The organism is Enterobacter cloacae complex sp. 385G4, assembly GCF_057320665.1.
On the sequence record NZ_JBXWDD010000003.1, the window covers coordinates 458,692 to 484,947 of the forward strand.

The following is a 26,256-nucleotide window of genomic DNA, read 5'->3' on the forward strand; positions in this document are numbered from 1 at the left end:
TGCGTTACCTGTAAATCGAGATTGAGAAACATGAAAAAAACCACATTAGCAATGAGTGCACTGGCTCTGAGTTTAGGTTTAGCGCTGTCTCCTCTGACTGCTACTGCAGCTGAGACCGCGTCGTCGGCAGCAACCGCGCAGCAGATGCCAAGCCTGGCACCGATGCTCGAAAAAGTGATGCCATCGGTGGTGAGTATTAACGTTGAGGGCAGCACGACCGTCAATACGCCGCGCATGCCGCGTAACTTCCAGCAGTTCTTCGGTGACAATTCACCGTTCTGCCAGGACGGTTCGCCATTCCAGAGTTCTCCGTTCTGTCAGGGCGGTGGCGCAGGGGATGACGGCCAGGGCGGCGGCCAGCAACAGAAATTCATGGCGCTTGGTTCCGGTGTGATTATTGATGCCGCAAAAGGCTACGTGGTCACCAACAACCACGTTGTGGATAACGCCAGCACCATTAAAGTTCAGCTGAGCGATGGTCGTAAATTCGATGCTAAAGTGGTGGGTAAAGATCCGCGCTCCGACATCGCGCTGATCCAGATTCAGGATCCGAAGAACCTGACGGCGATTAAAATTGCCGACTCCGATGCGCTGCGCGTGGGCGATTACACCGTCGCTATCGGTAACCCGTTCGGTCTGGGTGAAACCGTGACCTCCGGTATTGTCTCTGCGCTGGGCCGTAGCGGCCTGAATGCGGAAAACTATGAAAACTTCATCCAGACGGATGCGGCCATTAACCGTGGTAACTCCGGCGGTGCGCTGGTGAACCTGAACGGCGAGCTGATCGGTATCAACACCGCTATTCTGGCACCGGACGGCGGTAACATCGGTATCGGCTTTGCTATCCCGAGCAACATGGTGAAAAACCTGACTGCGCAGATGGTGCAGTATGGCCAGGTGAAACGCGGTGAGCTGGGTATCCTCGGTACCGAACTGAACTCTGAACTGGCGAAGGCGATGAAGGTTGACGCCCAGCGCGGGGCATTCGTCAGCCAGGTGATGCCGAACTCCTCTGCGGCGAAAGCGGGCATTAAAGCGGGTGATGTGATCACCTCCCTGAACGGTAAGCCGATCAGCAGCTTTGCCGCCCTGCGTGCGGAAGTGGGCTCGATGCCAATTGGCAGCAAAGTGACCCTTGGCCTGCTGCGTGACGGCAAACCGGTTAACGTAAGCCTGGAGCTGCAGCAGAGCAGCCAGAATCAGGTGGACTCCAGCACCATCTTCAGCGGAATTGAAGGCGCAGAGATGAGTAACAAGGGCCAGGACAAAGGCGTGGTGGTGAACAACGTGAAAGCAAATTCACCTGCTGCCCGTATCGGCCTGAAAAAAGGCGATGTGATCATGGGGGCTAACCAGCAACCGGTGAAAAACATCGCTGAACTGCGCAAAATTCTCGACAGCAAACCGTCCGTGCTGGCGCTGAATATCCAGCGCGGTGACACCTCAATTTACCTGCTGATGCAGTAATTCTCTTAAGCCCCTGTACGCAGGGGCTTTCTTGTTTCTGTGACGCCTACCGCAACTCCATACTTCCCCCTCTCACTTTGTGCATTCGCACAATGCAGTCGCTGCTGAACTTCCCTATGCTTGAGCTCTGCTCACAGGAGGGTTACATGGCTGGCTGGCATCTAGATACCAAAATGGCGCAGGATATCGTGGCGCGCACCATGCGCATCATTGATACCAATATCAACGTAATGGATGCCCGCGGGCGCATTATTGGCAGCGGCGATCGCGAGCGTATTGGGGAATTGCACGAAGGAGCCCTGCTGGTGCTCTCTCAGGGCCGCGTGGTTGATATCGATGATGCGGTAGCAAAACACCTGCACGGCGTGCGTCAGGGGATCAACCTGCCGCTGCGTCTGGAAGGGGAAATTGTTGGCGTCATTGGCCTGACGGGCGAACCGGAATCTCTGCGTAAATACGGCGAGCTGGTCTGCATGACGGCGGAAATGATGCTGGAGCAGTCGCGCCTGATGCATCTGCTTGCCCAGGACAGCCGCTTACGTGAAGAGCTGGTGATGAACCTGATTCAGGCGGAAGAACATACGCCTGCACTCAGCGAATGGGCGCAGCGTCTGGGGATCGATCTGAACCAGCCGCGCGTGGTGGCGGTGATTGAGGTCGATAGCGGACAGCTTGGCGTAGACAGCGCGATGGCCGAGCTGCAGCAACTGCAAAATGCGCTGGCGACGCCGGAGCGCGACAACCTGGTGGCGATCGTCTCGCTGACGGAAATGGTGGTGCTCAAACCGGCGCTCAATGCGTTTGGCCGCTGGGATGCTGAGGACCATCGTCGTCGCGTGGAACTGCTGATTTCCCGTATGCAGGAGAACGGCCAGTTGCGTTTTCGCGTTGCCCTGGGCAATTACTTTACCGGGCCGGGCAGCATCGCCCGGTCCTGGCGTACCGCGCGCACCACCATGATGGTGGGCAAGCAGCGGATGCCGGAGAGCCGCAGTTATTTCTATCAGGATCTGATGCTGCCGGTGCTGCTCGACAGCCTGCGCGGCGGCTGGCAGGCCAATGAGCTGGCGCGGCCATTAGCGCGCCTGAAGGCGATGGACAACAATGGGTTGCTGCGCCGGACACTGCAGGCGTGGTTTCGCCATAACGTGCAACCGCTGGCGACCTCAAAAGCGCTGTTTATTCACCGCAATACGCTTGAGTACCGGCTAAACCGGATCTCGGAGCTGACGGGGCTGGATTTGGGGAACTTTGATGACAGGCTGCTGCTCTATGTCGCGTTGCAGCTGGACGAACAGAGATGACTGAGTGCGGTCTGGTGCCCTCACCCCATCCCTCTCCCACGGGGAGAGGGCGCAAACACTAAAAACGGCAATCAGGGATTGCCGTTTTGCTTTTATTTCCGCGTTAATTTCTCAAGATCCGCTTCAATCTCGCTGATCTTGTTGGTGACAACGCTTTCAAGGTGACGCAGATCGTCGAGGATCTTACGCTTGAGATCGACTTCGGTGCGATCGCGCTGGCAAATCTGATCGAGTTCATCGATCACATAGCGCAGGTTAGGGCTGATTTCCTGCACCTCTTTGTACCCTTGTCCTACGCCGTCAGCGACGACGGTCTTACGCTGGCGTGGATATTTAAACTTCACGCTCTTGGCGAAAAACTCTCCTTTATCCTTGTGAAAATAGATTTTTAAAATGTCGTTGTTGGCTTCCTGGCGAAGGCTGTAACGATCGATTTCATCAGGATTGGTAATGCCCAGACTTTTCAGATTATCGTACATAGCGGTACCCTTATCTCAACATAACCTTTGAATAATTAATGAAAAAATTCCTTTTTGCCACCCTCATATACAAAAAAAGCGGGGTCGATCCTGATTACATTTCACTGAAATTACCGGGCAGGGAAGGTGCATTGCCCCCACTCGTTTATTGTTGTTTTTAACGACTACGTCAAGTGGAAATCAATTTAATACCAAAACCTGACGATCTGAGCGCTAGCGCAGTAAGGCGATGGAGGCCAGCATTTCGCTTTCCGTGGTGGTAATTTCCTGTTCCAACAGTTCGTCGATCCGCTGTTTTTTGATTGCCTGATTGACGCCGAACAGATCGAGCTTATCCAGCAGGAACATCACCAGCGCCGTAATCACGGCGGTCAGGACCGATGAGAGTAAAATGGGGAGCGGTCCTGGTAGACCAAGGCCGCTGAGCCATGACTCAAGGCCAATAGCCGCAAAGACGGAAAGAGAACCTGCTACAAGCTTAAGAATGGCATCGCCTTTTTGGGCCATACTGCTGTGTTTATCCCTGAGGATCGGTACCGTCTGCATCAGGACCTTAAAGCCTTCTTTTACCATCCGCATGATGTTTTTGAACACGCCAACGAAGCAGTTAACAATCCCTTCCAGCAGCATCGAAACGAAATTTTTAATAAAGCCGACGGCAACATCTTTTAATAAAACGACAGCGTTTTTGAGAATGTGATCTTTCATGCGACCAAGACGAATCGACAGAGCCTGCGAAAAATCGCTCGCACCTACGCCAGCTTCAATACCGTGCGTTAAACAGCTGCGCAGCTCATAGTAAAGAGGCTTGATAATGAAGAGAATGAGATCGCCCAGCGACTGATGACCTGATGCCTGGGCCGCATCTTTCGCCAGAACTTTTTGGACGTCGCGATCCTTGCGGATATTATCAAATACGGTTTCATTGGTTTTGGTATCCATCGTTTGCTGCGCGATGTCCATTTTCTCGACCATCACCTGCCGCGTTTTGATTTCCTCTTCTGTCAGCGGATGCGCGACATCTTTTTTCCCTTTTTTGACAACTACAAAGCCCTGATCGATCTCCTGCTGGAGTTCTTCGCGGGTTTTAGCGAACTTACCGGTTTTCTCGCCACGGTTGTTTTGCATGCTGGTAACAGCATAATTTTCGTCAATATTGAGAATATTTTTGATGTCATCAAGCTTCAGAGCTTTGTTGCTTTTGAGGTTGTTGCATACTTCGGCGCAGGAGACGACATGATCGACTTCGGCAGCCTGCTTCTGCTCTCCCTCGCTTTTCGCATGTTTTTTGTACTGGTAGATCGTGCCGTTACCATATTCATCCTCAGCGCGCAGATTACCGGAGAAATGGTTCTCTTTACGGGCCTTCATTTTTGCACCATCGCGCATGTTCAGAGAGTCGTTGTTGCGCGTCATTTCGCCGCCGTTAAACGACGATTGTTCAGAAAAACGGTCAATGTTTTGACGCTCGTTCAAGTGCTCGCTGTAGCTATCCAGCATAAAGGCATTTCTTTCGGGCGCTTCGTAACTGAACGCCCGGCACTCCTGGTACAGGCGGGACGGGGTAACACCTTGTCGGGTGCCGATATTGCAGGCGCGCATTGTGCCGTCGAGCAGGCTGAGAAACACGGGTTCGAGGATATTGTCGATGGCGCTGCCCGTTGAGATTACGTCCAGGCGGGCCATAACGTCGTCGTTGCTGACCGTCAGGTTGGCCCCCATGATCGCTTCGCGGTAAATGCTGCCGGTATCGCACCCCTTTATAAATGCAGCATCGACTTCTCCGGTCAGATGAGCTTCGATGGCGGACGCCGTCGCCACGGATTTTAGCGCAGGGGCATTCCGCACCTGTTGCAGCTTTTTCATTCTGGCGAGATGTGCATTAAGATTTGTCATCCGTCGTCCTCAGGCCGCAACCAGTAAGTTCCAGGAGGCCATAAAATCACTTTCGCTTTGTGTTCTTAGCTCATCCTGACTTGCCATCATGCCAACAATGAGGCTAAACCTCTCCAGGCTTTTCGCATCGTTAAGCTGATATTCATTTATAAGTGACCAAACCGTTGGCAGATTGGGCGGTGTTTCGACCATCTCGACGATCTTCTGCTGAACGGCTTGAGGTAACTTTTCCCGCGGAACAAGACCAGACACTGCATCATCCAGCAGGGCAATATTTTCCGCTGGGGTCTTGCCATTAGCCTTGATGCAGCATGTCCCCAGCGCATATGCCGCGAGGATAAAGTCATCCCGTTTACTGATATCGCGCATCTTGTCCGCCAGTTCAGTCTGGAGTTTTTTGATCTTTTCGGCGTATTCAGCTTTTGCGATCTGCTGCCCTTCGGCAATCCCTTCGTCTTTGCCGTTATTTTTTCCCCATAAATACGTCCCGGCCAGAGTGACCAGACCTGCGATCCCCGCACCAATTATTTTGCCGTAATGACTCATTGCACGATTCCCGTTTATTGCCCGCAAGGCCAGATTATTTTTTGCTGTTCACGAATAATATCGTTAATCCTGTTTTTCAACAAACCTATGTTTTAAAAGAAAAAATTTGCATTAAGTAACGAGGTGAACTTGCTTGTAAAGAGATTCATCATTGTTACTTCAGCTGAGAAAAGGCGAGCGAGACGGGTATTCAAAAGCGGGGAAATGAGGCAAAGTTATCGCACGAAAGCGTAGCCCGCGGGGATAATGACATGTCAGGACGCATTGATTATCAGATCGAAAAATACAGCTTTGGCGCCGCAGATGAGAGCCCAAGGCTCACGCACCAGTGGGCAGAAGTTGCCGCAGAGTGCCGCCAGCTAAAGGCGGGTGCGGAAGAGCGTTTACGTATTGCCTTACTGAACGTGGATTATGTCACCAGCTTCGAACTGCCGTTCCGGCTGGTGCTGACCCGCGCCCCTCAGCTTATCGCCGGGCTGCGCGATGAGTTTCAGCTAAGCCAGAAGAACGTCATCTTTAACGGCAAGCGCTTTGGCTGCGTCTACAGCCTGAAAGCCGATCTCAATGCGATTCCTGAGGCTTTTCAGTACCGCATGAGCACCCGCATTCGGCGGATCGATCCCACCGGGCTTACTGCAGAGCCCTTCCGGCAGATCGCCAAAGAGGTAAAAGCGCCGCGTGAGCGACTGAAGCTGGCGCTGGAGTCGGGTCTGGCCGTGACGGCTCTCGACGGGCTTTTCTGGCTGGGGAGCCAGCGTATGGCGGCGGATATCGCAGGATTGAGAAAAAAGGGAATGGCAATCGCGACTGCGGAAACGGACGTTTTTGATGATTATACCGGGACGCACAGGCGCGTCCCGGTTTATCAACGCGTCGGGGATTAGTCGATGGTGCGCAGCAGTTCGTTGATGCCCACTTTACCGCGGGTTTTCGCATCCACTTTCTTCACGATAACGGCACAGTAAAGGCTGTATTTACCGTCTTTTGACGGCAGGTTACCGGAAACGACCACTGAGCCCGCCGGAACGCGACCGTAGTGCACTTCGCCGGTTTCGCGATCGTAAATGCGGGTGCTCTGGCCGATGTAAACGCCCATGGAGATCACGGAGCCTTCTTCCACGATCACGCCTTCAACCACTTCTGAACGCGCGCCGATGAAGCAGTTGTCTTCGATGATGGTCGGGTTAGCCTGCAGTGGCTCCAGAACGCCACCGATGCCAACGCCGCCGGACAGGTGAACGTTTTTACCGATCTGCGCGCAGGAACCGACGGTTGCCCAGGTATCGACCATGGTGCCTTCGTCAACGTACGCACCGATGTTCACATAGGATGGCATCAGCACGGTATTACGTGCGATGAATGCGCCCTGACGAACTGCCGCTGGTGGGACTACGCGAAAGCCTTCTTTCTGGAAACGCGCTTCGTCGTAATCCGCGAATTTCATTGGCACTTTATCGAAGTAGCGGCTTTCTGCTCCGTCGATAACCTGGTTATCGTTGATGCGGAAAGAGAGCAGCACGGCCTTCTTCAGCCATTGATGAGTGACCCACTGACCGTCGATTTTTTCTGCCACGCGCAGGGCGCCGGAATCCAGCAGGGAAATAACCTGGTTTACCGCTTCACGGGTCACGGTATCCACATTTGCCGGAGTGATCTCGGCGCGACGCTCAAAAGCGGACTCAATAACGTTCTGTAACTGCTGCATTGTTTACTCTTTCCATTTCACTAAAAAACACGTCACCCTTTATCGTTTGGATTGAGGGCTGCTGTCAACCGTTGTTGCACTTCAAGCTGCAGGTCATTATTAAGGGCACGCCGGTCGGCGGTGGCGATTATAAATAAATCTTCTACTCGTTCGCCAATGGTTGTAATTCGGGCCCCATGGAGCGAAATTCCCAGATCGGCAAAAACCTGGCCGACCCGGGCGAGCAGCCCTGGCTGGTCGAGCGCGATCAGCTCCAGGAACGATTTACGGTCGGTGTGGGTCGGCAGGAAGTTGACCTCGGTATCGACAGTAAAATGACGCAGTTTCGCCGGCTGACGGCGCGGCTGCGGTGGCTGCCAGCTGCGCTGCGTGATCGCCTGCTCCAGACCGAAGCGTATCCCTTCATGCCTGTCCGAGGACAGCGGGCTGCCGTCCGGCTCCAGCACAATAAAGGTATCCATCGCCATGCCGTCGCGGGTGGTAAAAATCTGCGCGTCGTGAACGCTCAGGTTACGCCTGTCCAGCTCGGCGCAGACGGCAGCAAACAGATAAGGCCGGTCCGGGCTCCAGATGAATATCTCCGTTCCGCCGCGCGTGGCCTGCGGGCTCAGCAGGATCATCGGTTGAGACAGATCGTGCTTCAGCAGGTGCCGCGCGTGCCAGGCAAGCTGGTTTGGGCTGTGGCGCACAAAATAGTTGGCACGGCAGCGGGCCCAAATCTGATGCAGCGCTTCTTCATCAATGTTATCCATCCGCAGCAGCGCCAGCGCCTGCAGCTGGTGATGACGCACGCGCTCGCGCATGTCCGGGGTGTTTTGCATCCCGCGTCGCAGCTGTTTTTCGGTGGCGAAGTACAGCTCGCGCAGCAGGCTCTGCTTCCAGCTGTTCCACAGGGTCTCGTTGGTGGCGCAAATATCGGCCACCGTCAGGCAGACCAGATAGCGCAGACGGTTTTCCGTTTGAACTTCTTCGGCGAACTGCTTAATAACCTCAGGGTCCTGAATATCGCGACGCTGGGCTGTGACCGACATCAGCAGGTGATGGCGCACCAGCCAGGCGACCAGCTGCGTTTCGCGCGAGTTGAGACCGTGCAGTTCGGCAAATTTCAGCACGTCCTGCGCGCCCAGCACCGAGTGATCGCCGCCGCGGCCCTTGGCGATGTCGTGGAACAGGGCGGCAATCAGGATCAGTTCCGGATGGGTCAGGCGCGGCCACAGCTCCACGCACAGCGGGTGGCGGGAGCGCGTCTCTTCTTTGGCAAAGCTTTCCAGCTTGAGCATCACGCGGATGGTGTGTTCATCCACCGTGTAGGCGTGGAACAGATCGAACTGCATCTGCCCAACGATGTGCGACCACTGCGGCATATAGGCCCACAGCACGCTGTGGCGGTGCATCGGCAGCAGCCCGCGGCTGACGGCACCCGGATGGCGGAGCATGCTCAGGAACAGTGAGCGCGCTTCCGGGATGTAACACAAAGGCTGCGTCAGATGGCGGCGCGCGTGGCGCAGATGGCGCAGGGTGGTGGAGTAGATCCCGGTGATGGTGCTGTTGCGCACCATGGTGTAGAACATCCGCAGGATCGCTTCCGGCTCGCGGATAAACAGCGTTTCGTCGCGCAGATCGATAAGCGTGCCGCGCAGCTGGAATTCATCGTCAATCGGGCGCGGCTTTTCGTCGGCAGTCAGGGCCAGAATGGCCTCGTCGAACAGCTGCAACAGCATCTGGTTCAGCTCGGTAACCCGGCGGGTGACGCGGAAGAAATCCTTCATCATCTGCTCAACCGGCTCGTTGCCTTCGCCCTGATAGTTCAGCCGCTGCGCTACGCTGAGCTGACGGTCAAACAGCAGGCGGTTATCGTAGCGGGTAACTTCCAGATGCAGGGCAAAACGGATGCGCCACAGCAGGTGCAGACACTCGTTCAGCTCGTTACGCTCGGCCTCGGTCAGGAAGCCAAAGCCGACCATCTCGTCCATCGAGGTGGCGCCAAAGTGACGACGGGCGACCCACTGTAACGTGTGAATGTCGCGCAGGCCGCCGGGGCTGCTTTTAATATCGGGTTCAAGATTATAGCTGGTGCCGTGGTAGCGCTGGTGGCGCTGGTTTTGTTCCTCGACCTTGGCGGCGAAGAATTTCTCAGATGGCCAGAAGCCGTCGCTGAAAATATGCTTTTGCAGCTCTAGAAACAGCGCGACGTCACCAATCAGCAGGCGGGTTTCAATCAGGTTGGTGGCGACGGTCAGGTCAGATAACCCCTCCAGCAGGCACTCTTCCAGGGTGCGCACGCTGTGGCCCACTTCAAGCTTGACGTCCCACAGCAGAGTCAGCAGCTCGCCTATTTTCTGCGCCTGTTCGTCCGGCAGCTTTTTGCGGCTCAGGATCAGCAGGTCGATATCGGAAAGCGGATGCAGCTCCCCGCGGCCATAGCCCCCGACGGCAACCAGCGCGACGTCGCTCACCTGCCCGAAACCGTAGTCGATCCACAGACGCTGCAGGAGCTGGTCGATAAATTCGGTGCGCGCTTCGATGAGCTGCTCGGCAGAGACGCCCGCGTCGAACGCGCTGCCCAGCCAGCGGTGGAAAACATCCATATGGGCTTTTATGTGCGCGCAGGTCAGCTCGTGCGGCGGCCAGACGCCCGGGTTATCGGGCTGGTCGGGGAGGGTGGGAAGTGCTGTGTTAGCATACTGTTCGGGTAATAGATTACTCATCGTGCGCCACCCATAAGAAAAAGCTATCGCCATTAAAAAAGCCGGCATTTGCCGGCTTCTTATCACTCAATGTTCGTCAGTATCGCCGGGATGGTGTCATCCTTGCGCAACGTCATAATTTCGCAGCCGTTGTCCGTTACCACAATAGTATGCTCGTACTGGGCAGACAAGCTTCTGTCTTTGGTTTTCACCGTCCAGCCGTCTTTCATAGTGCGGATGCGGTAGTCACCGGCGTTGACCATCGGTTCGATGGTGAAGGTCATCCCTTTTTGCAGCACCACGCCGCCGTCATCGGCATCATAGTGCAGAACCTGCGGCTCTTCATGGAAGACGCGGCCAATGCCGTGACCGCAGTATTCGCGCACCACGGAGAAACCTTCCGCTTCCACGAATTTCTGAATTGCGGCACCGAGGGTGCGCAGGCGGATGCCCGGCTTAACCATTTTTAGCGCCAGGTACAGGCTCTCTTGCGTCACTTTGCACAGACGCTCGCCCAGAATCGTTGGTTTGCCAACGATGAACATCTTCGAGGTGTCACCGTGGTACTCGTCTTTAATGACGGTCACGTCGATATTGACGATATCGCCATCTTTAAGCAGTTTTTCGTCGTCCGGAATACCGTGGCAAACCACTTCATTAATAGAGATGCAGACGGATTTCGGGAAACCGTGGTAGCCGAGACAGGCGGAAACCGCGTGCTGCTCGTTAACAATATAGTCATTACAGATGCGATCCAGTTCGCCGGTGCTGACGCCCGGCTTCACGAACGGCTCGATCATTTCCAGCACTTCCGCGGCCAGACGACCGGCGACGCGCATCTTTTCAATTTCTTCAGGTGTCTTAATAGAGATAGCCATGTAATCTGTCCATCGGTGTCGATTTTTTCGACAATACTAGTCTAAGTGTCGTCAATGGTATCAGTCAGGCACGCCCCGTGCCAAATTGAGAATCATTAACAGCACACTCCGCCAACAACTGTTGGTTTCTGGTCGTGTTTTGTGGTATAAAGCGCGCCGGACTTCCGATCCATCTCAGATACACAGGCTGGACGGAAGCGACAAATCTCACTTTGTGTAACAACACACACGTATCGGCACATATTCCGGGGTGCCCTTCGGGGTCGGTAATATGGGATACGTGGAGGCATAACCCCAACTTTCAATATAGAGGTTTTAAAACATGGCAACTGTTTCCATGCGCGACATGCTCAAGGCTGGTGTTCACTTTGGTCACCAGACCCGTTACTGGAACCCGAAAATGAAGCCTTTCATCTTCGGCGCGCGTAACAAAGTTCACATCATCAACCTTGAGAAAACTGTACCAATGTTCAACGAAGCCCTGGCTGAGCTGAACAAGATCTCTTCCCGTAAAGGTAAGATTCTGTTCGTTGGTACTAAGCGCGCTGCAAGCGAAGCTGTGAAAGATGCTGCTAACAGCTGCGACCAGTTCTTCGTGAACCATCGCTGGTTGGGCGGCATGCTGACCAACTGGAAAACTGTTCGTCAGTCCATCAAGCGCCTGAAAGATCTGGAAACCCAGTCTCAGGACGGTACTTTCGACAAGCTGACTAAGAAAGAAGCGCTGATGCGCACTCGTGAACTGGACAAGCTGGAAAACAGCCTGGGCGGTATCAAAGATATGGGCGGCCTGCCAGACGCGCTGTTCGTAATCGATGCAGACCACGAGCACATCGCTATCAAAGAAGCTAACAACCTGGGTATCCCGGTATTCGCTATCGTTGATACCAACTCCGATCCGGACGGTGTTGACTTCGTTATCCCGGGTAACGACGACGCAATCCGTGCTGTTAGCCTGTACCTGAGCGCTGTAGCTGCTACCGTTCGTGAAGGCCGTTCCCAGGATCTGGCTTCTCAGGCGGAAGAAAGCTTCGTAGAAGCTGAATAATAAGGTTTTACCCCTTATTAGTACCGTGTATGAATAGGGGCCCATTATCGGCCCCTTTTTTCAATTTACACTGTTTGGCCTCCGGCCGGGCAGTTCACATCTCCCGAGGATTTAAGAATGGCTGAAATTACCGCATCCCTGGTAAAAGAGCTGCGCGAGCGTACTGGCGCAGGCATGATGGATTGCAAAAAAGCGCTGACTGAAGCGAACGGCGACATCGAGCTGGCAATCGAAAACATGCGTAAATCCGGTGCGATCAAAGCAGCTAAGAAAGCAGGCAACGTTGCTGCTGACGGCGTGATCATCACTAAAATCGACGGCACCTACGGCATCATTCTGGAAGTTAACTGCCAGACTGACTTCGTTGCTAAAGATGGCGGTTTCCAGGCATTTGCGAACAAAGTTCTGGACGCAGCTGTTGCTGGCAAAATCACTGACGTTGAAGTTCTGAAAGCACAGTTCGAAGAAGAACGTGTTGCGCTGGTTGCTAAAATCGGTGAGAACATCAACATCCGTCGCGTATCTTCCCTGGAAGGCGAAGTACTGGGTTCTTACCAGCACGGCGCACGTATCGGTGTTCTGGTTGCGGCTAAAGGCGCTGACGAAGAGCTGGTTAAACAGCTGGCTATGCACATCGCTGCAAGCAAACCAGAATTCGTTAAGCCAGAAGACGTGTCTGCTGAAGTGGTAGAAAAAGAGTACCAGGTTCAGCTGGACATCGCGATGCAGTCTGGTAAGCCAAAAGAAATCGCAGAGAAAATGGTTGAAGGCCGCATGAAGAAATTCACCGGCGAAGTTTCTCTGACTGGCCAGCCTTTCGTTATGGATCCAAGCAAGTCTGTTGCTCAGCTGCTGAAAGAGCACAACGCTGACGTAACTGGCTTCATCCGCTTCGAAGTGGGCGAAGGCATCGAGAAAGTTGAGACTGACTTCGCAGCAGAAGTTGCTGCAATGTCCAAGCAGTCTTAATGATTGAAAAGGAGCCGCCTGAGGGCGGCTTCTTTTTGTCACCCGTCACAGGAAATCAGACAGGCTCCAGTATCGCCGTGCTGATTTGCGGCATATTATGTCGCCAGAATTAACTCCCATCTTAATCGTTGACAGTCTCAGGAAAGAAACATGGCTACCAATGCAAAACCCGTGTACAAACGCATTCTGCTTAAGCTGAGTGGCGAAGCGCTGCAGGGATCGGAAGGCTTCGGTATTGACGCAAGCATCCTTGATCGCATGGCACAGGAAATCAAAGAACTGGTCGAACTGGGTATCCAGGTTGGCGTGGTCATTGGCGGTGGCAACCTTTTCCGTGGTGCTGGTCTGGCGAAAGCGGGGATGAACCGCGTTGTGGGCGACCACATGGGTATGCTGGCAACCGTGATGAATGGCCTGGCAATGCGTGATGCGCTCCATCGCGCCTACGTGAATGCCCGCCTGATGTCCGCGATTCCCCTGAATGGCGTATGCGATAATTACAGCTGGGCAGAGGCCATCAGCCTGCTGCGCAACAACCGCGTGGTGATCCTCTCCGCCGGTACGGGTAACCCGTTCTTTACCACCGATTCCGCTGCCTGCCTGCGCGGTATCGAAATTGAAGCCGACGTGGTGCTGAAAGCGACCAAAGTAGACGGCGTGTTTACTGCCGACCCGGCAAAAGATCCTTCTGCGACCATGTACGATCAGCTGAGCTACAGCGAAGTGCTGGATAAAGAGCTGAAAGTGATGGATCTTGCCGCCTTCACGCTGGCTCGCGACCACAAACTGCCGATCCGTGTCTTCAACATGAACAAGCCTGGCGCACTGCGTCGCGTGGTCATGGGCGAAAAAGAAGGCACTTTGATCACGGAATAATTTCCGTCGACGATAAATACAGGTAAGATTCCGCTTTACTTTGTAGTGGTATCTTACCTGGACGCGCCTTTGGCGTTGTCATGAATTAAACGCGACTATACTTAGCACACCTGTAGCGCTGTGCTGGCGGATAGTCTGCCTGAGACAAGTTTTCAAGGATTCGTAACGTGATTAACGACATCAGAAAAGATGCTGAAGTACGCATGGACAAATGCGTAGAAGCGTTCAAAAACCAAATCAGCAAAATCCGTACTGGCCGTGCTTCCCCAAGCCTGCTGGATGGCATCATCGTAGAATACTACGGTACGCCAACCCCTCTGCGTCAGCTCGCGAGCGTGACGGTTGAAGATACCCGTACGCTGAAAATCAACGTCTTCGATCGCTCTATGAGCCCGGCCGTTGAGAAAGCGATCATGGCTTCTGACCTGGGGCTGAATCCAAGCTCAGCGGGTGCTGACATCCGCGTTCCGCTGCCTCCGCTGACGGAAGAGCGTCGTAAAGATCTCATCAAAGTGGTTCGCGGTGAAGCTGAGCAGGGTCGTGTTTCCGTGCGTAACGTGCGTCGCGATGCGAACGATAAAGTGAAAGCACTGCTGAAAGAAAAAGAGATCAGCGAAGATGACGATCGTCGTTCTCAGGACGACATTCAGAAAATGACTGACGCTGCCATCAAGAAAATTGATGCGGCGCTGGCAGAAAAAGAAGCGGAACTGATGCAGTTCTGATTTCTGTCGTACACTGATAAACGCCGTTCAGAGGGACTTCGGGTCTTGCTGGCGGCGTTTTGCTTTTATCTGGTCTAACTTTTTTCGGGCATCTCATGAAGCATTTAACACTCCTCGGCTCAACCGGCTCCATCGGTTGCAGTACTCTCGACGTCGTCCGCCATAATCCTGAACTTTACACCGTGACAGCGCTGGTGGCCGGTAAGAATGTGCAGCGTATGGTCGAGCAGTGCCTGGAGTTTATGCCCCGCTATGCGGTGATGGATAACGAAGAGAGCGCACGCCTGCTAAAAGCCCAACTGCGTGAGAAGGGCAGCCGAACCGAGGTGCTGAGTGGCCAGCAGGCGGCCTGCGAGATGACGGCGCTGGATGAGGTTGACCAGGTTATGGCGGCCATTGTCGGCGCAGCCGGTCTGCTGCCGACACTTGCTGCGATCGATGCCGGTAAAGATGTTTTGCTCGCCAATAAAGAGTCGCTGGTGACCTGCGGACGTCTGTTCATGGACGCGGTAAAACAGCGCGGGGCGCGTCTTTTACCGGTCGACAGCGAGCATAACGCCATTTTTCAGAGTTTACCGCAACCTTTTCAACAGAACCTGGGGTACGCTGACCTGGAGCAGAATGGCGTTGTGTCGATTCTGCTTACCGGGTCTGGTGGCCCGTTCCGTGAAACGCCACTCTCTGAACTGCGCGCAATGACGCCAGATCAGGCGTGCCGTCATCCGAACTGGTCAATGGGGCGTAAAATCTCCGTGGATTCTGCCACCATGATGAACAAAGGTCTGGAATACATTGAAGCGCGCTGGCTGTTTAATGCGTCGGCGAAACAGATGGAAGTACTGATCCACCCGCAGTCGGTGATTCACTCGATGGTGCGCTATCAGGATGGCAGCGTGCTGGCACAGCTCGGCGAGCCGGATATGCGTACGCCTATTGCCCATTCAATGGCATGGCCGAACCGGGTGAAATCCGGCGTGAAGCCGCTTGATTTCTGTAAGCTCAGTTCTCTGACGTTCAGTGAACCAGACTACGATCGTTATCCTTGTCTGAAGCTTGCAATGAACGCCTTTGACCAGGGGCAGGCGGCGACGACGGCACTGAATGCAGCCAATGAAATTACCGTTGACGCATTTCTGAATCAGCAGATCCGTTTTACCGATATCGCGTCCTTAAATTTATCGGTACTGGAAATGATGGATTTGCGTGAGCCACAAAGCGTGGAAGAGGTACTGGCGGTGGATACAGCTGCTCGTGATATTGCGCGTAAACAGGTGACACGTCTCGCAAGCTGGTGATAAAGCAAGCACTAGTGGTCGTGCTATTTGTTAGCGTTGGGCTTCAGTGATATAGTCTGCGCCACCTGATCGCAGGAATTTGACTTTATGTGGTCAGGTAAGCCGTGGTTTGACACGGCTTTTTTATGTACAGGCATAAGTATTCCTGAGTACCGTTAAATCCTTTCAGGGACAAAAAACGCGTTATGTTGTCTGCGAATCAACCAATAAGCGAAAACTTGCCAGCTCATGGCTGCCGTCATGTAGCAATCATTATGGATGGCAACGGGCGCTGGGCGAAAAGACAAGGGAAAATACGAGCCTTTGGGCATAAAGCGGGAGCGAAATCTGTTCGCCGCGCCGTCTCTTTTGCCGCCAATAACGGCATTGATGCGTTAACGCTCTATGCTTTTAGCAGTGAAAACTGGAATCGACCTCCGCAGGAAGTGACTGCGTTGATGGAATTGTTCGTGTGGGCGCTAGACAGCGAAGTAAAAAGCCTGCACCGCCACAACGTTCGCCTGCGCATCATTGGCGATACCAGTCGTTTTAACTCACGTTTGCAGGAGCGGATTCGTAAAGCAGAAGCGCTGACGGAAAATAATACCGGTCTGACGCTCAACGTTGCGGCGAATTACGGTGGACGCTGGGATATTATCCAGGGCGTTCGGCATCTGGCCGAACAGGTTCAGGAAGGGCTGTTGAGACCCGACCAGATTGATGAAGAGGCGCTGAGCAAGCAAATCTGCATGAATGAACTGGCACCTGTGGATTTGGTAATTAGGACAGGGGGGGAACATCGCATAAGTAACTTTCTGATATGGCAAATTGCCTATGCTGAACTTTACTTTACAGATGTTCTCTGGCCCGATTTTGATGAACAAGACTTTGAAGGTGCGCTGCATGCCTTTGCCAATCGAGAGCGTCGTTTCGGCGGCACCGAGCCAGGTGGCGACAAAGCCTGATGGGGGTAGCTTTTGCTGAAGTATCGCCTGATTTCCGCTTTTGTTTTAATACCCATTGTCATTGCGGCGCTGTTTTTGCTGCCCCCGGTGGGATTCGCCATTGTCACGCTGGTAGTGTGCATGCTTGCCGCGTGGGAATGGGGACAGTTTAGCGGCTTTACCTCGCGCAGCCAGCGAGTATGGCTTGCGGTACTCTGTGGCTTTATCCTGGCCATAATGCTGTTTATGTTGCCTGAATATCACCATGATATTCATCAACCGCTGGTTGCCGGCTCCTTGTGGATGTCGTTGGCCTGGTGGGTTGTTGCGCTATTACTGGTGCTTTTTTATCCAGGTTCGGCCGCAATCTGGCGTCATTCAAAAGTGCTGCGACTGATTTTTGGTTTGCTCACCATTGTTCCGTTTTTCTGGGGCATGGTCGCGCTGCGCGCCTGGCATTATGACGAAAACCACTACAGCGGTGCGATCTGGCTGCTTTACGTGATGATTCTCGTCTGGGGGGCTGACTCCGGGGCCTATATGTTTGGTAAACTGTTTGGCAAACATAAGCTGGCACCAAAAGTTTCGCCGGGGAAAACCTGGCAAGGCTTCATCGGCGGCTTGTTTACGGCAGCGATCATCTCCTGGGGCTATGGCGTCTGGGCAGATCTGGCCGTGGCACCGTCAATACTGCTGGTGTGCTCGATTTTTGCTGCACTTGCCTCAGTGCTCGGTGATTTAACCGAAAGTATGTTTAAGCGTGAAGCAGGGATTAAGGACAGCGGACATCTTATTCCAGGGCATGGCGGTATACTGGATCGCATTGACAGCCTGACAGCGGCTGTTCCAGTATTTGCTTGCCTGCTTTTACTGGTATTCGGGACGATTTAACGGAAGGTTTTATGCTGAGCATTCTCTGGAATCTGGCGGCGTTCATTGTTGCACTGGGTGTACTGATTACCGTGCATGAATTTGGCCATTTCTGGGTTGCTCGCCGTTGTGGTGTGCGGGTAGAGCGATTCTCCATTGGTTTTGGCAAATCACTCTGGACGCGCACCGACCGTCACGGCACGGAATTTGTCATCGCCCTTATCCCGCTTGGCGGCTACGTCAAAATGCTCGACGAACGTGTTGAGCCTGTCGCTCCCGAACTGCGACACAGTGCGTTTAACAACAAAACCGTTGGACAACGCGCCGCCATCATCGCTGCCGGACCGGTAGCCAACTTCATCTTTGCGATTTTCGCTTACTGGCTGGTGTTTATCATCGGCGTCCCTGGCGTGCGTCCGGTAGTGGGGGATATTGCCCCTGACTCCATCGCGGCGAGTGCGCAAATTACCTCCGGGATGGAACTTAAAGCGATTGATGGCATCGAAACCCCTGATTGGGATGCCGTGCGACTGCAGCTGGTAGCCAAAATTGGCGATCCGCAGACAACTATCAGCGTTTCGCCATTTGGGTCAGACGCGCGTCAGGACAAAGTACTGGATTTACGCCACTGGCGTTTCGAGCCAGACAAAGAGGATCCCGTCGCTGCGCTGGGCATTCGTCCCCGCGGCGCGCAGATTGAGCCGGTATTAGCCGAAGTACAGGCAAATTCTGCGGCGAGCAAAGCGGGTTTGCAAGCTGGCGACAGGATCGTTAAAGTCGATGGTCAACCATTAACAGAGTGGATGACCTTTGTTACTCTGGTGCGCGATAATCCGGGGACGTCCCTCGCGCTGGAAGTTGAAAGGCAAGGCAGTCCGCTTTCGCTGACGCTGATCCCGGATACGAAGTCGGTCGGCAAAAAGGCAGAAGGGTTTGCAGGCGTTGTGCCAAAAGTGATCCCGCTGCCAGATGAGTACAAGACTATACGCCAGTATGGGCCGTTCAGCGCCATTCTTGAAGCCACGGATAAAACATGGCAACTGATGAAGCTGACGGTCAACATGTTGGGGAAATTGATAACCGGTGATGTGAAACTGAACAACCTCAGTGGGCCAATCTCGATTGCTCAGGGGGCTGGGATGTCAGCGGAGTTCGGGGTGATTTACTATCTCATGTTCCTCGCGCTTATTAGCGTGAACCTTGGGATTATCAACCTGTTCCCGCTTCCCGTTTTAGACGGGGGTCATCTGCTGTTTTTAGCGATTGAAAAGCTAAAAGGCGGGCCGGTATCCGAGCGAGTTCAAGACTTTAGTTATCGCATTGGCTCGATTTTGCTGGTGCTGTTAATGGGGCTTGCACTTTTCAATGATTTCTCTCGGTTGTAAGAGAGTTAGTTAGGAAGAACGCATAATAACGATGGCGATGAAAAAGTTGCTCATAGCGTCGCTGCTGTTTAGCAGCGCCACCGTATACGGTGCTGACGGGTTCGTAGTGAAAGATATTCATTTCGAAGGCCTTCAGCGTGTCGCCGTTGGTGCGGCCCTCCTCAGTATGCCTGTGCGCCCCGGCGATACGGTTAATGATGAAGATATCAGTAACACCATCCGTGCTCTGTTTGCCACCGGCAACTTCGAGGACGTCCGCGTCCTGCGCGATGGTGATACGCTGCTGGTACAGGTAAAAGAACGTCCAACGATCGCCAGTATCACTTTCTCCGGCAACAAGTCGGTGAAAGATGACATGCTCAAGCAAAACCTTGAAGCATCGGGTGTTCGTGTGGGTGAATCTCTGGACCGCACAACCCTTTCAGACATTGAAAAAGGTCTGGAAGACTTCTACTACAGCGTCGGTAAATACAGCGCCAGCGTGAAAGCGGTTGTCACTCCGCTCCCGCGTAACCGTGTTGACCTGAAGCTGGTCTTCCAGGAAGGTGTTTCTGCGAAGATCCAGCAGATCAACATCGTGGGTAACCACGCGTTCAGCACCGACGAACTGATCTCGACCTTCCAGCTGCGCGATGAAGTGCCGTGGTGGAACGTGGTTGGCGATCGTAAATACCAGAAACAGAAGCTGGCGGGCGACCTTGAAACCCTGCGCAGCTACTATCTGGATCGCGGTTATGCCCGTTTCAACATCGACTCGACTCAGGTCAGTCTGACTCCGGACAAGAAAGGTATCTACATTACGGTTAACATCACTGAAGGCGATCAGTACAAGCTTTCTGGTGTTGAAGTGAGTGGTAACCTGGCGGGGCATTCTGCTGAGATCGAATCGCTGACCAAAATTCAGCCGGGCGATCTGTACAGCGGATCCAAAGTCACCAAAATGGAAGACAGCATTAAGAAGCTGCTCGGCCGCTATGGTTATGCCTATCCGCGCGTACAAACCCAGCCGGAAATCAACGATGCGGATAAAACCGTTAAGCTGCACGTTAACGTTGATGCGGGTAACCGTTTCTACGTGCGTAAGATCCGCTTCGTCGGTAATGACACCTCTAAAGACTCCGTTCTGCGTCGTGAAATGCGTCAGATGGAAGGGGCGTGGCTGGGCAGCGACCTGGTCGACCAGGGTAAAGAGCGTCTGAACCGTCTGGGCTATTTTGAAACCGTAGATACTGAAACTCAGCGTGTACCGGGCAGCCCGGATCAGGTTGATGTCGTTTATAAAGTGAAAGAGCGTAACACCGGTAGCTTTAACTTCGGCGTGGGCTACGGCACGGAAAGCGGCGTGAGTTTCCAGGTAGGCGTCCAGCAGGATAACTGGCTGGGTACGGGTTACTCTGTTGGTATTAACGGTACCAAAAACGACTACCAGACCTACTCTGAGTTCTCCGTTACCAACCCATACTTCACCGTTGACGGTGTGAGCCTGGGCGGTCGTATCTTCTATAACGACTTTAAAGCGGATGATGCAGATCTGTCTTCCTACACCAACAAAAGTTACGGTGTGGACGGAACGCTTGGCTTCCCGGTTAACGAATACAACACCCTGCGAGCGGGCTTAGGTTACGTGCATAACGACCTGTCCAACATGCAGCCGCAGGTGGCGATGTGGCGTTATCTGGATTCCATCGGCCAGTCGGCGAGTACCTCCAGCGATGACAACGGTTTTGCTGCAGATGACTTCACCTTCAACTATGGCTGGACCTACAACCGTCTTGATCGCGGTTTCTTCCCAACGGAAGGCTCTCGCGTCAACCTGAACGGTAAGGTGACCATTCCTGGTTCCGATAACGAGTTCTACAAGGTGACGCTGGATACCGCGTCCTACTTCCCGATTGATGACGATCACAAGTGGGTGGTGCTGGGTCGTACCCGTTGGGGCTATGGTGACGGTATCGGCAGTAAAGAGTTGCCGTTCTATGAGAACTTCTACGCGGGTGGTTCAAGCACCGTGCGTGGCTTCCAGTCTAACAACATTGGTCCGAAAGCGGTTTATTACGGCGGTAATGATGAAGATAACTGCGCAAGCCGTGATCCAAAACAAGTATGTAGCTCTGATGATGCGGTAGGCGGTAACGCCATGGCCGTGGCCAGCCTGGAGTTCATCACCCCAACGCCATTTATCAGTGATAAATACGCGAACTCCGTACGTACGTCCTTCTTCTGGGATGCGGGTACGGTGTGGGATACCAACTGGGAGAATACTGCCCAGATGCGCGCGGCTGGCGTTCCAGACTATAGCGATCCGGGCAATATTCGCATGTCTGCCGGTATCGCATTACAATGGATGTCACCGCTGGGGCCGTTGGTCTTCTCCTACGCCCAGCCGTTTAAGAAATACGATGGAGACAAAGCGGAGCAATTCCAGTTTAACATTGGTAAAACCTGGTAATAATCCGCTGCAATGGAATGCGTTGGCAGTGTAGCGCTGACAACCGGCGATCGGTAAAACGGTCGCCTTGCCACGCAAAGAACGGTACCTTCTGGTGCCAATGGGATGGTAAGGAGTTAATTGTGAAAAAGTGGTTATTAGCTGCAGGTCTCGGTTTAGCGATGGCAACTTCTGCTCAGGCAGCAGACAAAATCGCAATCGTCAACATGGGTAATTTGTTCCAGCAGGTCGCTCAGAAAACAGGTGTTTCTGCGACTCTGGAAAACGAATTCAAAGGCCGTGCGAGCGAACTGCAGCGTATGGAAGGCGATCTTCAGTCCAAAATGCAGCGTCTGCAGCGTGATGGTTCTACCATGAAAGCAAGCGATCGCAGCAAACTGGAAAAAGACGTTATGGCTCAGCGCCAGACCTTCTCCCAGAAAGCGCAGGCTTTCGAGCAGGATCGTCAGCGTCGTTCTAACGAAGAGCGTGGCAAGCTGGTGACTCGCATTCAGACTGCTGTTAAAGCAGTTGCTGCCGATCAGAGCATCGATCTGGTTGTTGATGCGAACGCCGTTGCTTTCAACAGCAGCGATGTTAAAGACATCACCGCTGATGTTCTGAAACAGGTTAAATAAGTAATGCCTTCAATTCGACTGGCTGATTTAGCTCAGCAGTTGGATGCAGAATTACACGGTGATGGCGATATCGTCATCACCGCTGTTGCGTCCATGCAATCTGCTAAAGCTGGCACGATTACCTTCATGGTAAGCCCTAAGTACCGTGAACAACTGGCTCAATGCCAGGCGTCAGCTGTTGTTCTGACGCAGGACGATCTTCCTTTTGCCACTGGAAGCGCGCTGGTAGTGAAAAATCCCTACCTGACGTATGCACGCATGGCTCAAATTCTTGATACCACGCCGCAGCCGGCGCAGAACATTGCTGCCAGTGCAGCGATTGATCCGACGGCTAAGCTGGGTAACAACGTGGCCGTTGGCGCGAATGCGGTTATTGAATCTGGCGTTGAGCTGGGCGATAACGTCGTCATTGGCCCTGGATGCTTCGTTGGGAAAAATACGAAAATCGGCGCTGGCACCCGTTTATGGGCCAATGTGTCCGTTTATCATGAAGTTGAAATCGGCGAAAATTGCCTCGTCCAGTCCAGTACCGTGATTGGTTCTGATGGCTTTGGTTACGCGAACGATCGCGGTAACTGGGTTAAGATCCCGCAGCTTGGTCGCGTTATTATTGGCGATCGCGTGGAGATCGGAGCCTGTACCACGATCGATCGTGGTGCACTCGACGACACGATTATTGGCAATGGTGTTATCATCGATAACCAGTGCCAGATTGCGCATAACGTTGTGATTGGCGACAATACCGCGGTTGCGGGGGGCGTCATCATGGCGGGCAGCCTGAAAATTGGTCGTTACTGCATGATTGGCGGCGCGAGCGTGATTAATGGCCATATGGAAATATGCGACAAGGTGACGGTGACGGGCATGGGCATGGTAATGCGTCCTATCACTGAACCTGGCGTCTATTCCTCCGGTATTCCGCTGCAACCCAACAAGGTATGGCGTAAAACAGCAGCTCTGGTGATGAACATTGATGATATGAACAAGCGACTCAAGTCTCTTGAGCGTAAGATCGATCAACAAGACTAAACGTCACCCGTTTAACGTTATCTTTCCCGGCCTGTCGGCTTTCTAATAAACCGGCAGGCCGTGTTATTATTGTTATCAGTACATTTTGACAGGAAGAGTATTTTGACTACTGACACTCATACTCTGCATATTGAAGAGATTTTAGAACTTCTGCCGCACCGCTACCCGTTTTTGCTGGTAGACCGTGTGCTGGATTTTGAAGAAGGTCGTTTTCTGCGCGCAGTGAAAAATGTTTCCGTGAACGAGCCGTTCTTCCAGGGACACTTCCCGGGTAAGCCTATCTTCCCGGGTGTGTTGATTCTGGAAGCGATGGCTCAGGCTACCGGTATTCTGGCGTTTAAAAGCGTCGGTAAGCTGGAGCCGGGTGAACTGTATTACTTCGCAGGTATTGATGAAGCGCGCTTCAAGCGTCCTGTCGTGCCTGGTGATCAGATGATCATGGAAGTCACTTTTGAAAAAACGCGTCGTGGCCTGACTCGCTTCAAAGGCGTAGCGCTGGTTGACGGCAAAGTTGTTTGCGAAGCGACGATGATGTGTGCTCGTAGCCGGGAGTCCTGATACGTGATTGATAAATCCGCCTTTATTCATCCTACCGCTATTGTGGAAACCGGTGCCATTATTGGCGCAAACGTCCACATTGGCCCGTTTTGTATTGTTGGACCCCATGTCGAAATTGGTGAGGGTACAGTACTGAAATCTCACGTTGTCGTGAATGGTCACACGACCATTGGCTGCAATAACGAGATCTATCAGTTCGCTTCCATCGGCGAAGTTAACCAGGATCTGAAATATGCTGGTGAGTCGACCCGTCTGGAAATTGGCGATCGTAACCGTATTCGCGAAAGCGTCACCATCCATCGTGGAACAGTGCAGGGTGGTGGGTTGACGAAGGTGGGCAGCGACAACCTGTTCATGGTGAATGCGCACATTGCGCACGACTGTGCCGTGGGCGATCGCTGTATTCTTGCCAACAACGCAACGCTGGCAGGACACGTATCGGTTGATGACTTCGCAATTATTGGCGGCATGACCGCAGTCCATCAGTTCTGCATCATTGGTGCACACGTGATGGTCGGCGGATGCTCCGGTGTGGCGCAGGACGTCCCGCCGTATGTGATTGCGCAGGGCAACCATGCCACGCCGTTTGGCGTGAACATCGAAGGCCTCAAGCGTCGTGGCTTTAGCCGCGAAGCGATTACTGCTATCCGCAACGCGTACAAACTGCTGTACCGTAGCGGTAAAACGCTGGAAGAGGCGAAGCCGGAAATTGCCGAGCTGGCGAATAAGCATCCTGAAGTGAACGCGTTCATGGAATTCTTTGACCGTTCCACGAGGGGTCTGATTCGTTAATGGTCGACAGTCGTCCGCTTACGATAGCCCTGGTCGCCGGAGAAACCTCCGGCGATATTCTTGGTGCAGGTCTCATCCGGGCGCTTAAGGCGCGCGTACCCAATGCTCGCTTTGTTGGCGTGGCTGGCCCGCTGATGCAGGCCGAAGGCTGTGAAGCCTGGTATGAAATGGAAGAGCTGGCCGTGATGGGCATCGTCGAGGTGCTGGGGCGCCTGCGACGCCTGCTGCATATTCGTGCCGATCTCACCCGCCGCTTTACCGAACTCAAACCCGATGTGTTTGTCGGTATCGATGCACCTGATTTCAACATTACCCTCGAAGGTAATCTGAAAAAGCAGGGCATCAAAACCATTCACTATGTCAGTCCGTCCGTCTGGGCGTGGCGACAGAAACGCGTTTTCAAAATCGGACGGTCCACCAATCTGGTGCTGGCTTTCCTGCCTTTCGAAAAAGCGTTTTACGACAGATTTAATGTTCCGTGCCGTTTTATCGGTCATACCATGGCGGATGCGATGCCGCTGGATCCGGATAAAAACGCGGCGCGAGACGTGCTGGGTATCCCGCATGATGTGCACTGTCTGGCGTTGCTGCCGGGCAGCCGTGGCGCAGAGGTCGAGATGCTGAGCGCTGATTTCCTGAAGACCGCGCAGATTCTTCGCCAGACCTGGCCCGATCTTGAAGTGGTTGTGCCGCTGGTGAATGCTAAACGCCGCGAGCAGTTCGAGCGTATCAAAGCCGACGTTGCCCCGGATCTTCACGTTCGTCTTCTCGACGGGAAAGGGCGGGAAGCCATGTATGCAAGCGATGCCGCACTGCTGGCTTCCGGCACGGCAGCGCTGGAGTGTATGCTGGCGAAATGCCCGATGGTGGTCGGTTATCGCATGAAGCCGTTTACCTTCTGGCTGGCAAAACGTCTGGTGAAAACGGATTATGTCTCCCTGCCAAACCTGCTTGCCGGGCGCGAGCTGGTGAAAGAGCTGTTGCAGGATGAGTGCCAGCCGCAGGCGCTTGCGGATGCCCTGCTGCCGCTGCTGGCCAACGGCAAGACCAGCCACCAGATGCACGATACTTTCCGTGAAATGCATCAGCAGATCCGCTGTAATGCTGATGAGCAGGCGGCTGATGCAGTGCTGGAGTTAGCAAAATGATGGAATTTACTTATCCCCACACGCACCTCGTTGCCGGAGTGGATGAAGTCGGGCGCGGCCCGTTGGTCGGTGCCGTGGTGACCGCGGCGGTGATTCTCGATCCAACGCGCCCGATTATGGGTCTGAACGACTCAAAAAAACTCAGTGAGAAACGCCGCCTGGCGCTGTTCGATGAAATTAAAGAGAAGGCGCTGGCGTGGAGCGTCGGGCGCGCAGAGCCGAATGAAATCGACGATCTGAATATTCTGCACGCCACGATGCTGGCAATGCAGCGAGCCGTTGCTGGCCTGAAGGTTGTGCCTGAATATGTGCTGATCGACGGTAACCGTTGCCCGGCGCTGCCGATGCCTTCGATGGCCGTCGTTAAAGGCGACAGCCGCGTCGCAGAGATCAGTGCAGCGTCTATTATTGCCAAAGTGACGCGCGACGCCGAAATGGCCGCGCTGGACCTCACTTATCCCGCATATGGTTTCGCCCAGCATAAGGGATATCCAACGGCTTTCCATCTGGAAAAGCTGGCTGAACATGGCGCAACTGAACATCATCGGCGCAGCTTTGGCCCGGTGAAGCGCGCGCTGGGACTGGTGTCCTGAATCAAGACGCAAGCAAT

At 53.7% G+C, this 26,256-nt stretch carries 24 protein-coding genes; 18 read left to right on the forward strand and 6 right to left on the reverse strand.

What is annotated here, in order from left to right; all coding sequences use genetic code 11:
- Nucleotides 1-30: 30 nt before the first annotated feature.
- Both degP and cdaR read left to right on the forward strand, forming a co-directional pair.
- Complete coding sequence (gene degP, locus AC2FAJ_RS12635; protein ID WP_047363510.1) at nt 31-1,467, forward strand: serine endoprotease DegP; 1,437 nt, start codon at nt 31-33, stop codon at nt 1,465-1,467.
- A gap of 146 nt (nt 1,468-1,613) precedes the next feature.
- Nucleotides 1,614-2,771: a DNA-binding transcriptional regulator CdaR gene (gene cdaR, locus AC2FAJ_RS12640; RefSeq protein ID WP_032644978.1), complete on the forward strand. Its 1,158-nt coding sequence runs from the start codon at nt 1,614-1,616 to the stop codon at nt 2,769-2,771.
- Nucleotides 2,772-2,863: 92 nt separating this feature from the next.
- On the opposite strand, the gene AC2FAJ_RS12645 is transcribed toward cdaR, so the two are convergent.
- The 3 genes from AC2FAJ_RS12645 to AC2FAJ_RS12655 all read right to left on the reverse strand — a co-directional run bounded on the left by AC2FAJ_RS12645 (nt 2,864) and on the right by AC2FAJ_RS12655 (nt 5,692).
- A complete protein-coding gene (locus tag AC2FAJ_RS12645) occupies nt 2,864-3,250 on the reverse strand; it encodes a DUF3461 family protein (protein WP_014168696.1) in 387 nt (128 codons plus the stop codon).
- Between the two features lie 213 nt (nt 3,251-3,463).
- A complete protein-coding gene (locus AC2FAJ_RS12650) occupies nt 3,464-5,146 on the reverse strand; it encodes a hypothetical protein (protein ID WP_395279033.1) in 1,683 nt (560 codons plus the stop codon).
- Nucleotides 5,147-5,155: 9 nt separating this feature from the next.
- Nucleotides 5,156-5,692, reverse strand: coding sequence for a hypothetical protein (locus AC2FAJ_RS12655; RefSeq protein ID WP_047363662.1), 537 nt, complete (start codon nt 5,690-5,692; stop codon nt 5,156-5,158).
- A 251-nt stretch (nt 5,693-5,943) separates the two neighbouring features.
- Here AC2FAJ_RS12655 and AC2FAJ_RS12660 point away from each other — a divergent pair, with 251 nt between their 5' ends.
- Entirely contained in the window at nt 5,944-6,576 is a 633-nt protein-coding gene (locus tag AC2FAJ_RS12660; RefSeq protein ID WP_041911197.1) for an ECs1377 family protein, read from the forward strand.
- Here AC2FAJ_RS12660 and dapD read toward each other — a convergent pair.
- The 3 genes from dapD to map all read right to left on the reverse strand — a co-directional run bounded on the left by dapD (nt 6,573) and on the right by map (nt 10,962).
- A complete protein-coding gene (gene dapD / locus AC2FAJ_RS12665; protein WP_008501915.1) occupies nt 6,573-7,397 on the reverse strand; it encodes a 2,3,4,5-tetrahydropyridine-2,6-dicarboxylate N-succinyltransferase in 825 nt (274 codons plus the stop codon). The genes AC2FAJ_RS12660 and dapD overlap by 4 nt on opposite strands.
- Before the next feature lie 32 nt (nt 7,398-7,429).
- Nucleotides 7,430-10,105: a bifunctional uridylyltransferase/uridylyl-removing protein GlnD gene (glnD, locus tag AC2FAJ_RS12670; RefSeq protein WP_008501914.1), complete on the reverse strand. Its 2,676-nt coding sequence runs from the start codon at nt 10,103-10,105 to the stop codon at nt 7,430-7,432.
- A 62-nt stretch (nt 10,106-10,167) separates the two neighbouring features.
- Nucleotides 10,168-10,962 (reverse strand): type I methionyl aminopeptidase, encoded by a 795-nt coding sequence (map, locus tag AC2FAJ_RS12675; RefSeq protein ID WP_028015578.1) that lies wholly within the window; start codon nt 10,960-10,962, stop codon nt 10,168-10,170.
- 322 nt (nt 10,963-11,284) lie between these two features.
- On the opposite strand from map, the gene rpsB reads away from it, so the two are divergent.
- From rpsB to rnhB, 15 genes are all read left to right on the forward strand, one after another.
- The gene (gene rpsB / locus AC2FAJ_RS12680; protein WP_003856207.1) at nt 11,285-12,010 is read left to right on the forward strand and encodes a 30S ribosomal protein S2; all 726 of its coding nucleotides are present in this window, start codon (nt 11,285-11,287) and stop codon (nt 12,008-12,010) included.
- Between the two features lie 117 nt (nt 12,011-12,127).
- Entirely contained in the window at nt 12,128-12,979 is an 852-nt protein-coding gene (gene tsf / locus AC2FAJ_RS12685) for a translation elongation factor Ts (RefSeq protein WP_028015579.1), read from the forward strand.
- Between the two features lie 150 nt (nt 12,980-13,129).
- A complete protein-coding gene (pyrH, locus tag AC2FAJ_RS12690; RefSeq protein WP_008501910.1) occupies nt 13,130-13,855 on the forward strand; it encodes a UMP kinase in 726 nt (241 codons plus the stop codon).
- Nucleotides 13,856-14,022: 167 nt separating this feature from the next.
- Nucleotides 14,023-14,580, forward strand: coding sequence for a ribosome recycling factor (gene frr, locus AC2FAJ_RS12695; RefSeq protein ID WP_003856180.1), 558 nt, complete (start codon nt 14,023-14,025; stop codon nt 14,578-14,580).
- A 95-nt stretch (nt 14,581-14,675) separates the two neighbouring features.
- Nucleotides 14,676-15,875, forward strand: coding sequence for a 1-deoxy-D-xylulose-5-phosphate reductoisomerase (gene ispC, locus AC2FAJ_RS12700; RefSeq protein WP_485454210.1), 1,200 nt, complete (start codon nt 14,676-14,678; stop codon nt 15,873-15,875).
- Between the two features lie 185 nt (nt 15,876-16,060).
- Nucleotides 16,061-16,819, forward strand: a complete 759-nt coding sequence (gene ispU, locus AC2FAJ_RS12705) for a (2E,6E)-farnesyl-diphosphate-specific ditrans,polycis-undecaprenyl-diphosphate synthase (protein WP_028015581.1) — start codon at nt 16,061-16,063, stop codon at nt 16,817-16,819.
- A 12-nt stretch (nt 16,820-16,831) separates the two neighbouring features.
- Nucleotides 16,832-17,689 carry a phosphatidate cytidylyltransferase gene (gene cdsA / locus AC2FAJ_RS12710; RefSeq protein ID WP_045631181.1) on the forward strand — a complete coding sequence of 286 codons (858 nt, stop codon included), beginning with the start codon at nt 16,832-16,834 and terminating at the stop codon, nt 17,687-17,689.
- Nucleotides 17,690-17,700: 11 nt separating this feature from the next.
- Nucleotides 17,701-19,053, forward strand: a complete 1,353-nt coding sequence (gene rseP / locus AC2FAJ_RS12715; protein ID WP_041911192.1) for a sigma E protease regulator RseP — start codon at nt 17,701-17,703, stop codon at nt 19,051-19,053.
- A 31-nt stretch (nt 19,054-19,084) separates the two neighbouring features.
- The gene (bamA, locus tag AC2FAJ_RS12720) at nt 19,085-21,502 is read left to right on the forward strand and encodes an outer membrane protein assembly factor BamA (protein WP_028015584.1); all 2,418 of its coding nucleotides are present in this window, start codon (nt 19,085-19,087) and stop codon (nt 21,500-21,502) included.
- A 122-nt stretch (nt 21,503-21,624) separates the two neighbouring features.
- On the forward strand, nt 21,625-22,119 hold the full coding sequence (skp, locus tag AC2FAJ_RS12725; RefSeq protein ID WP_014882635.1) for a molecular chaperone Skp: 495 nt from the start codon (nt 21,625-21,627) through the stop codon (nt 22,117-22,119).
- 3 nt (nt 22,120-22,122) lie between these two features.
- Nucleotides 22,123-23,148, forward strand: coding sequence for a UDP-3-O-(3-hydroxymyristoyl)glucosamine N-acyltransferase (gene lpxD, locus AC2FAJ_RS12730; protein ID WP_045631179.1), 1,026 nt, complete (start codon nt 22,123-22,125; stop codon nt 23,146-23,148).
- A 102-nt stretch (nt 23,149-23,250) separates the two neighbouring features.
- Nucleotides 23,251-23,706 carry a 3-hydroxyacyl-ACP dehydratase FabZ gene (fabZ, locus tag AC2FAJ_RS12735; protein ID WP_010426706.1) on the forward strand — a complete coding sequence of 152 codons (456 nt, stop codon included), beginning with the start codon at nt 23,251-23,253 and terminating at the stop codon, nt 23,704-23,706.
- Between the two features lie 3 nt (nt 23,707-23,709).
- Complete coding sequence (lpxA, locus tag AC2FAJ_RS12740) at nt 23,710-24,498, forward strand: acyl-ACP--UDP-N-acetylglucosamine O-acyltransferase (protein ID WP_041911189.1); 789 nt, start codon at nt 23,710-23,712, stop codon at nt 24,496-24,498.
- Nucleotides 24,498-25,646: a lipid-A-disaccharide synthase gene (gene lpxB, locus AC2FAJ_RS12745; protein ID WP_485454211.1), complete on the forward strand. Its 1,149-nt coding sequence runs from the start codon at nt 24,498-24,500 to the stop codon at nt 25,644-25,646. Before lpxA ends, lpxB begins: the two co-directional genes overlap by 1 nt.
- Nucleotides 25,643-26,239 carry a ribonuclease HII gene (gene rnhB, locus AC2FAJ_RS12750; RefSeq protein WP_028015588.1) on the forward strand — a complete coding sequence of 199 codons (597 nt, stop codon included), beginning with the start codon at nt 25,643-25,645 and terminating at the stop codon, nt 26,237-26,239. The genes lpxB and rnhB overlap by 4 nt, the downstream gene beginning before the upstream one ends.
- Nucleotides 26,240-26,256 lie beyond the last annotated feature (17 nt).

Bases quoted from the DNA above. Each gene is read 5' to 3' on its own strand.
- degP (WP_047363510.1), top strand. From the start codon at position 31: ATGAAAAAAACCACATTAGCAATGAGTGCACTGGCTCTGAGTTTAGGT.
- cdaR (WP_032644978.1), top strand. From the start codon at position 1,614: ATGGCTGGCTGGCATCTAGATACCAAAATGGCGCAGGATATCGTGGCG.
- AC2FAJ_RS12645 (WP_014168696.1), bottom strand. From the start codon at position 3,250: ATGTACGATAATCTGAAAAGTCTGGGCATTACCAATCCTGATGAAATC.
- AC2FAJ_RS12650 (WP_395279033.1), bottom strand. From the start codon at position 5,146: ATGACAAATCTTAATGCACATCTCGCCAGAATGAAAAAGCTGCAACAG.
- AC2FAJ_RS12655 (WP_047363662.1), bottom strand. From the start codon at position 5,692: ATGAGTCATTACGGCAAAATAATTGGTGCGGGGATCGCAGGTCTGGTC.
- AC2FAJ_RS12660 (WP_041911197.1), top strand. From the start codon at position 5,944: ATGTCAGGACGCATTGATTATCAGATCGAAAAATACAGCTTTGGCGCC.
- dapD (WP_008501915.1), bottom strand. From the start codon at position 7,397: ATGCAGCAGTTACAGAACGTTATTGAGTCCGCTTTTGAGCGTCGCGCC.
- glnD (WP_008501914.1), bottom strand. From the start codon at position 10,105: ATGAGTAATCTATTACCCGAACAGTATGCTAACACAGCACTTCCCACC.
- map (WP_028015578.1), bottom strand. From the start codon at position 10,962: ATGGCTATCTCTATTAAGACACCTGAAGAAATTGAAAAGATGCGCGTC.
- rpsB (WP_003856207.1), top strand. From the start codon at position 11,285: ATGGCAACTGTTTCCATGCGCGACATGCTCAAGGCTGGTGTTCACTTT.
- tsf (WP_028015579.1), top strand. From the start codon at position 12,128: ATGGCTGAAATTACCGCATCCCTGGTAAAAGAGCTGCGCGAGCGTACT.
- pyrH (WP_008501910.1), top strand. From the start codon at position 13,130: ATGGCTACCAATGCAAAACCCGTGTACAAACGCATTCTGCTTAAGCTG.
- ispC (WP_485454210.1), top strand. From the start codon at position 14,676: ATGAAGCATTTAACACTCCTCGGCTCAACCGGCTCCATCGGTTGCAGT.
- ispU (WP_028015581.1), top strand. From the start codon at position 16,061: ATGTTGTCTGCGAATCAACCAATAAGCGAAAACTTGCCAGCTCATGGC.
- rseP (WP_041911192.1), top strand. From the start codon at position 17,701: ATGCTGAGCATTCTCTGGAATCTGGCGGCGTTCATTGTTGCACTGGGT.
- bamA (WP_028015584.1), top strand. From the start codon at position 19,085: ATGGCGATGAAAAAGTTGCTCATAGCGTCGCTGCTGTTTAGCAGCGCC.
- lpxD (WP_045631179.1), top strand. From the start codon at position 22,123: ATGCCTTCAATTCGACTGGCTGATTTAGCTCAGCAGTTGGATGCAGAA.
- lpxB (WP_485454211.1), top strand. From the start codon at position 24,498: ATGGTCGACAGTCGTCCGCTTACGATAGCCCTGGTCGCCGGAGAAACC.
- rnhB (WP_028015588.1), top strand. From the start codon at position 25,643: ATGATGGAATTTACTTATCCCCACACGCACCTCGTTGCCGGAGTGGAT.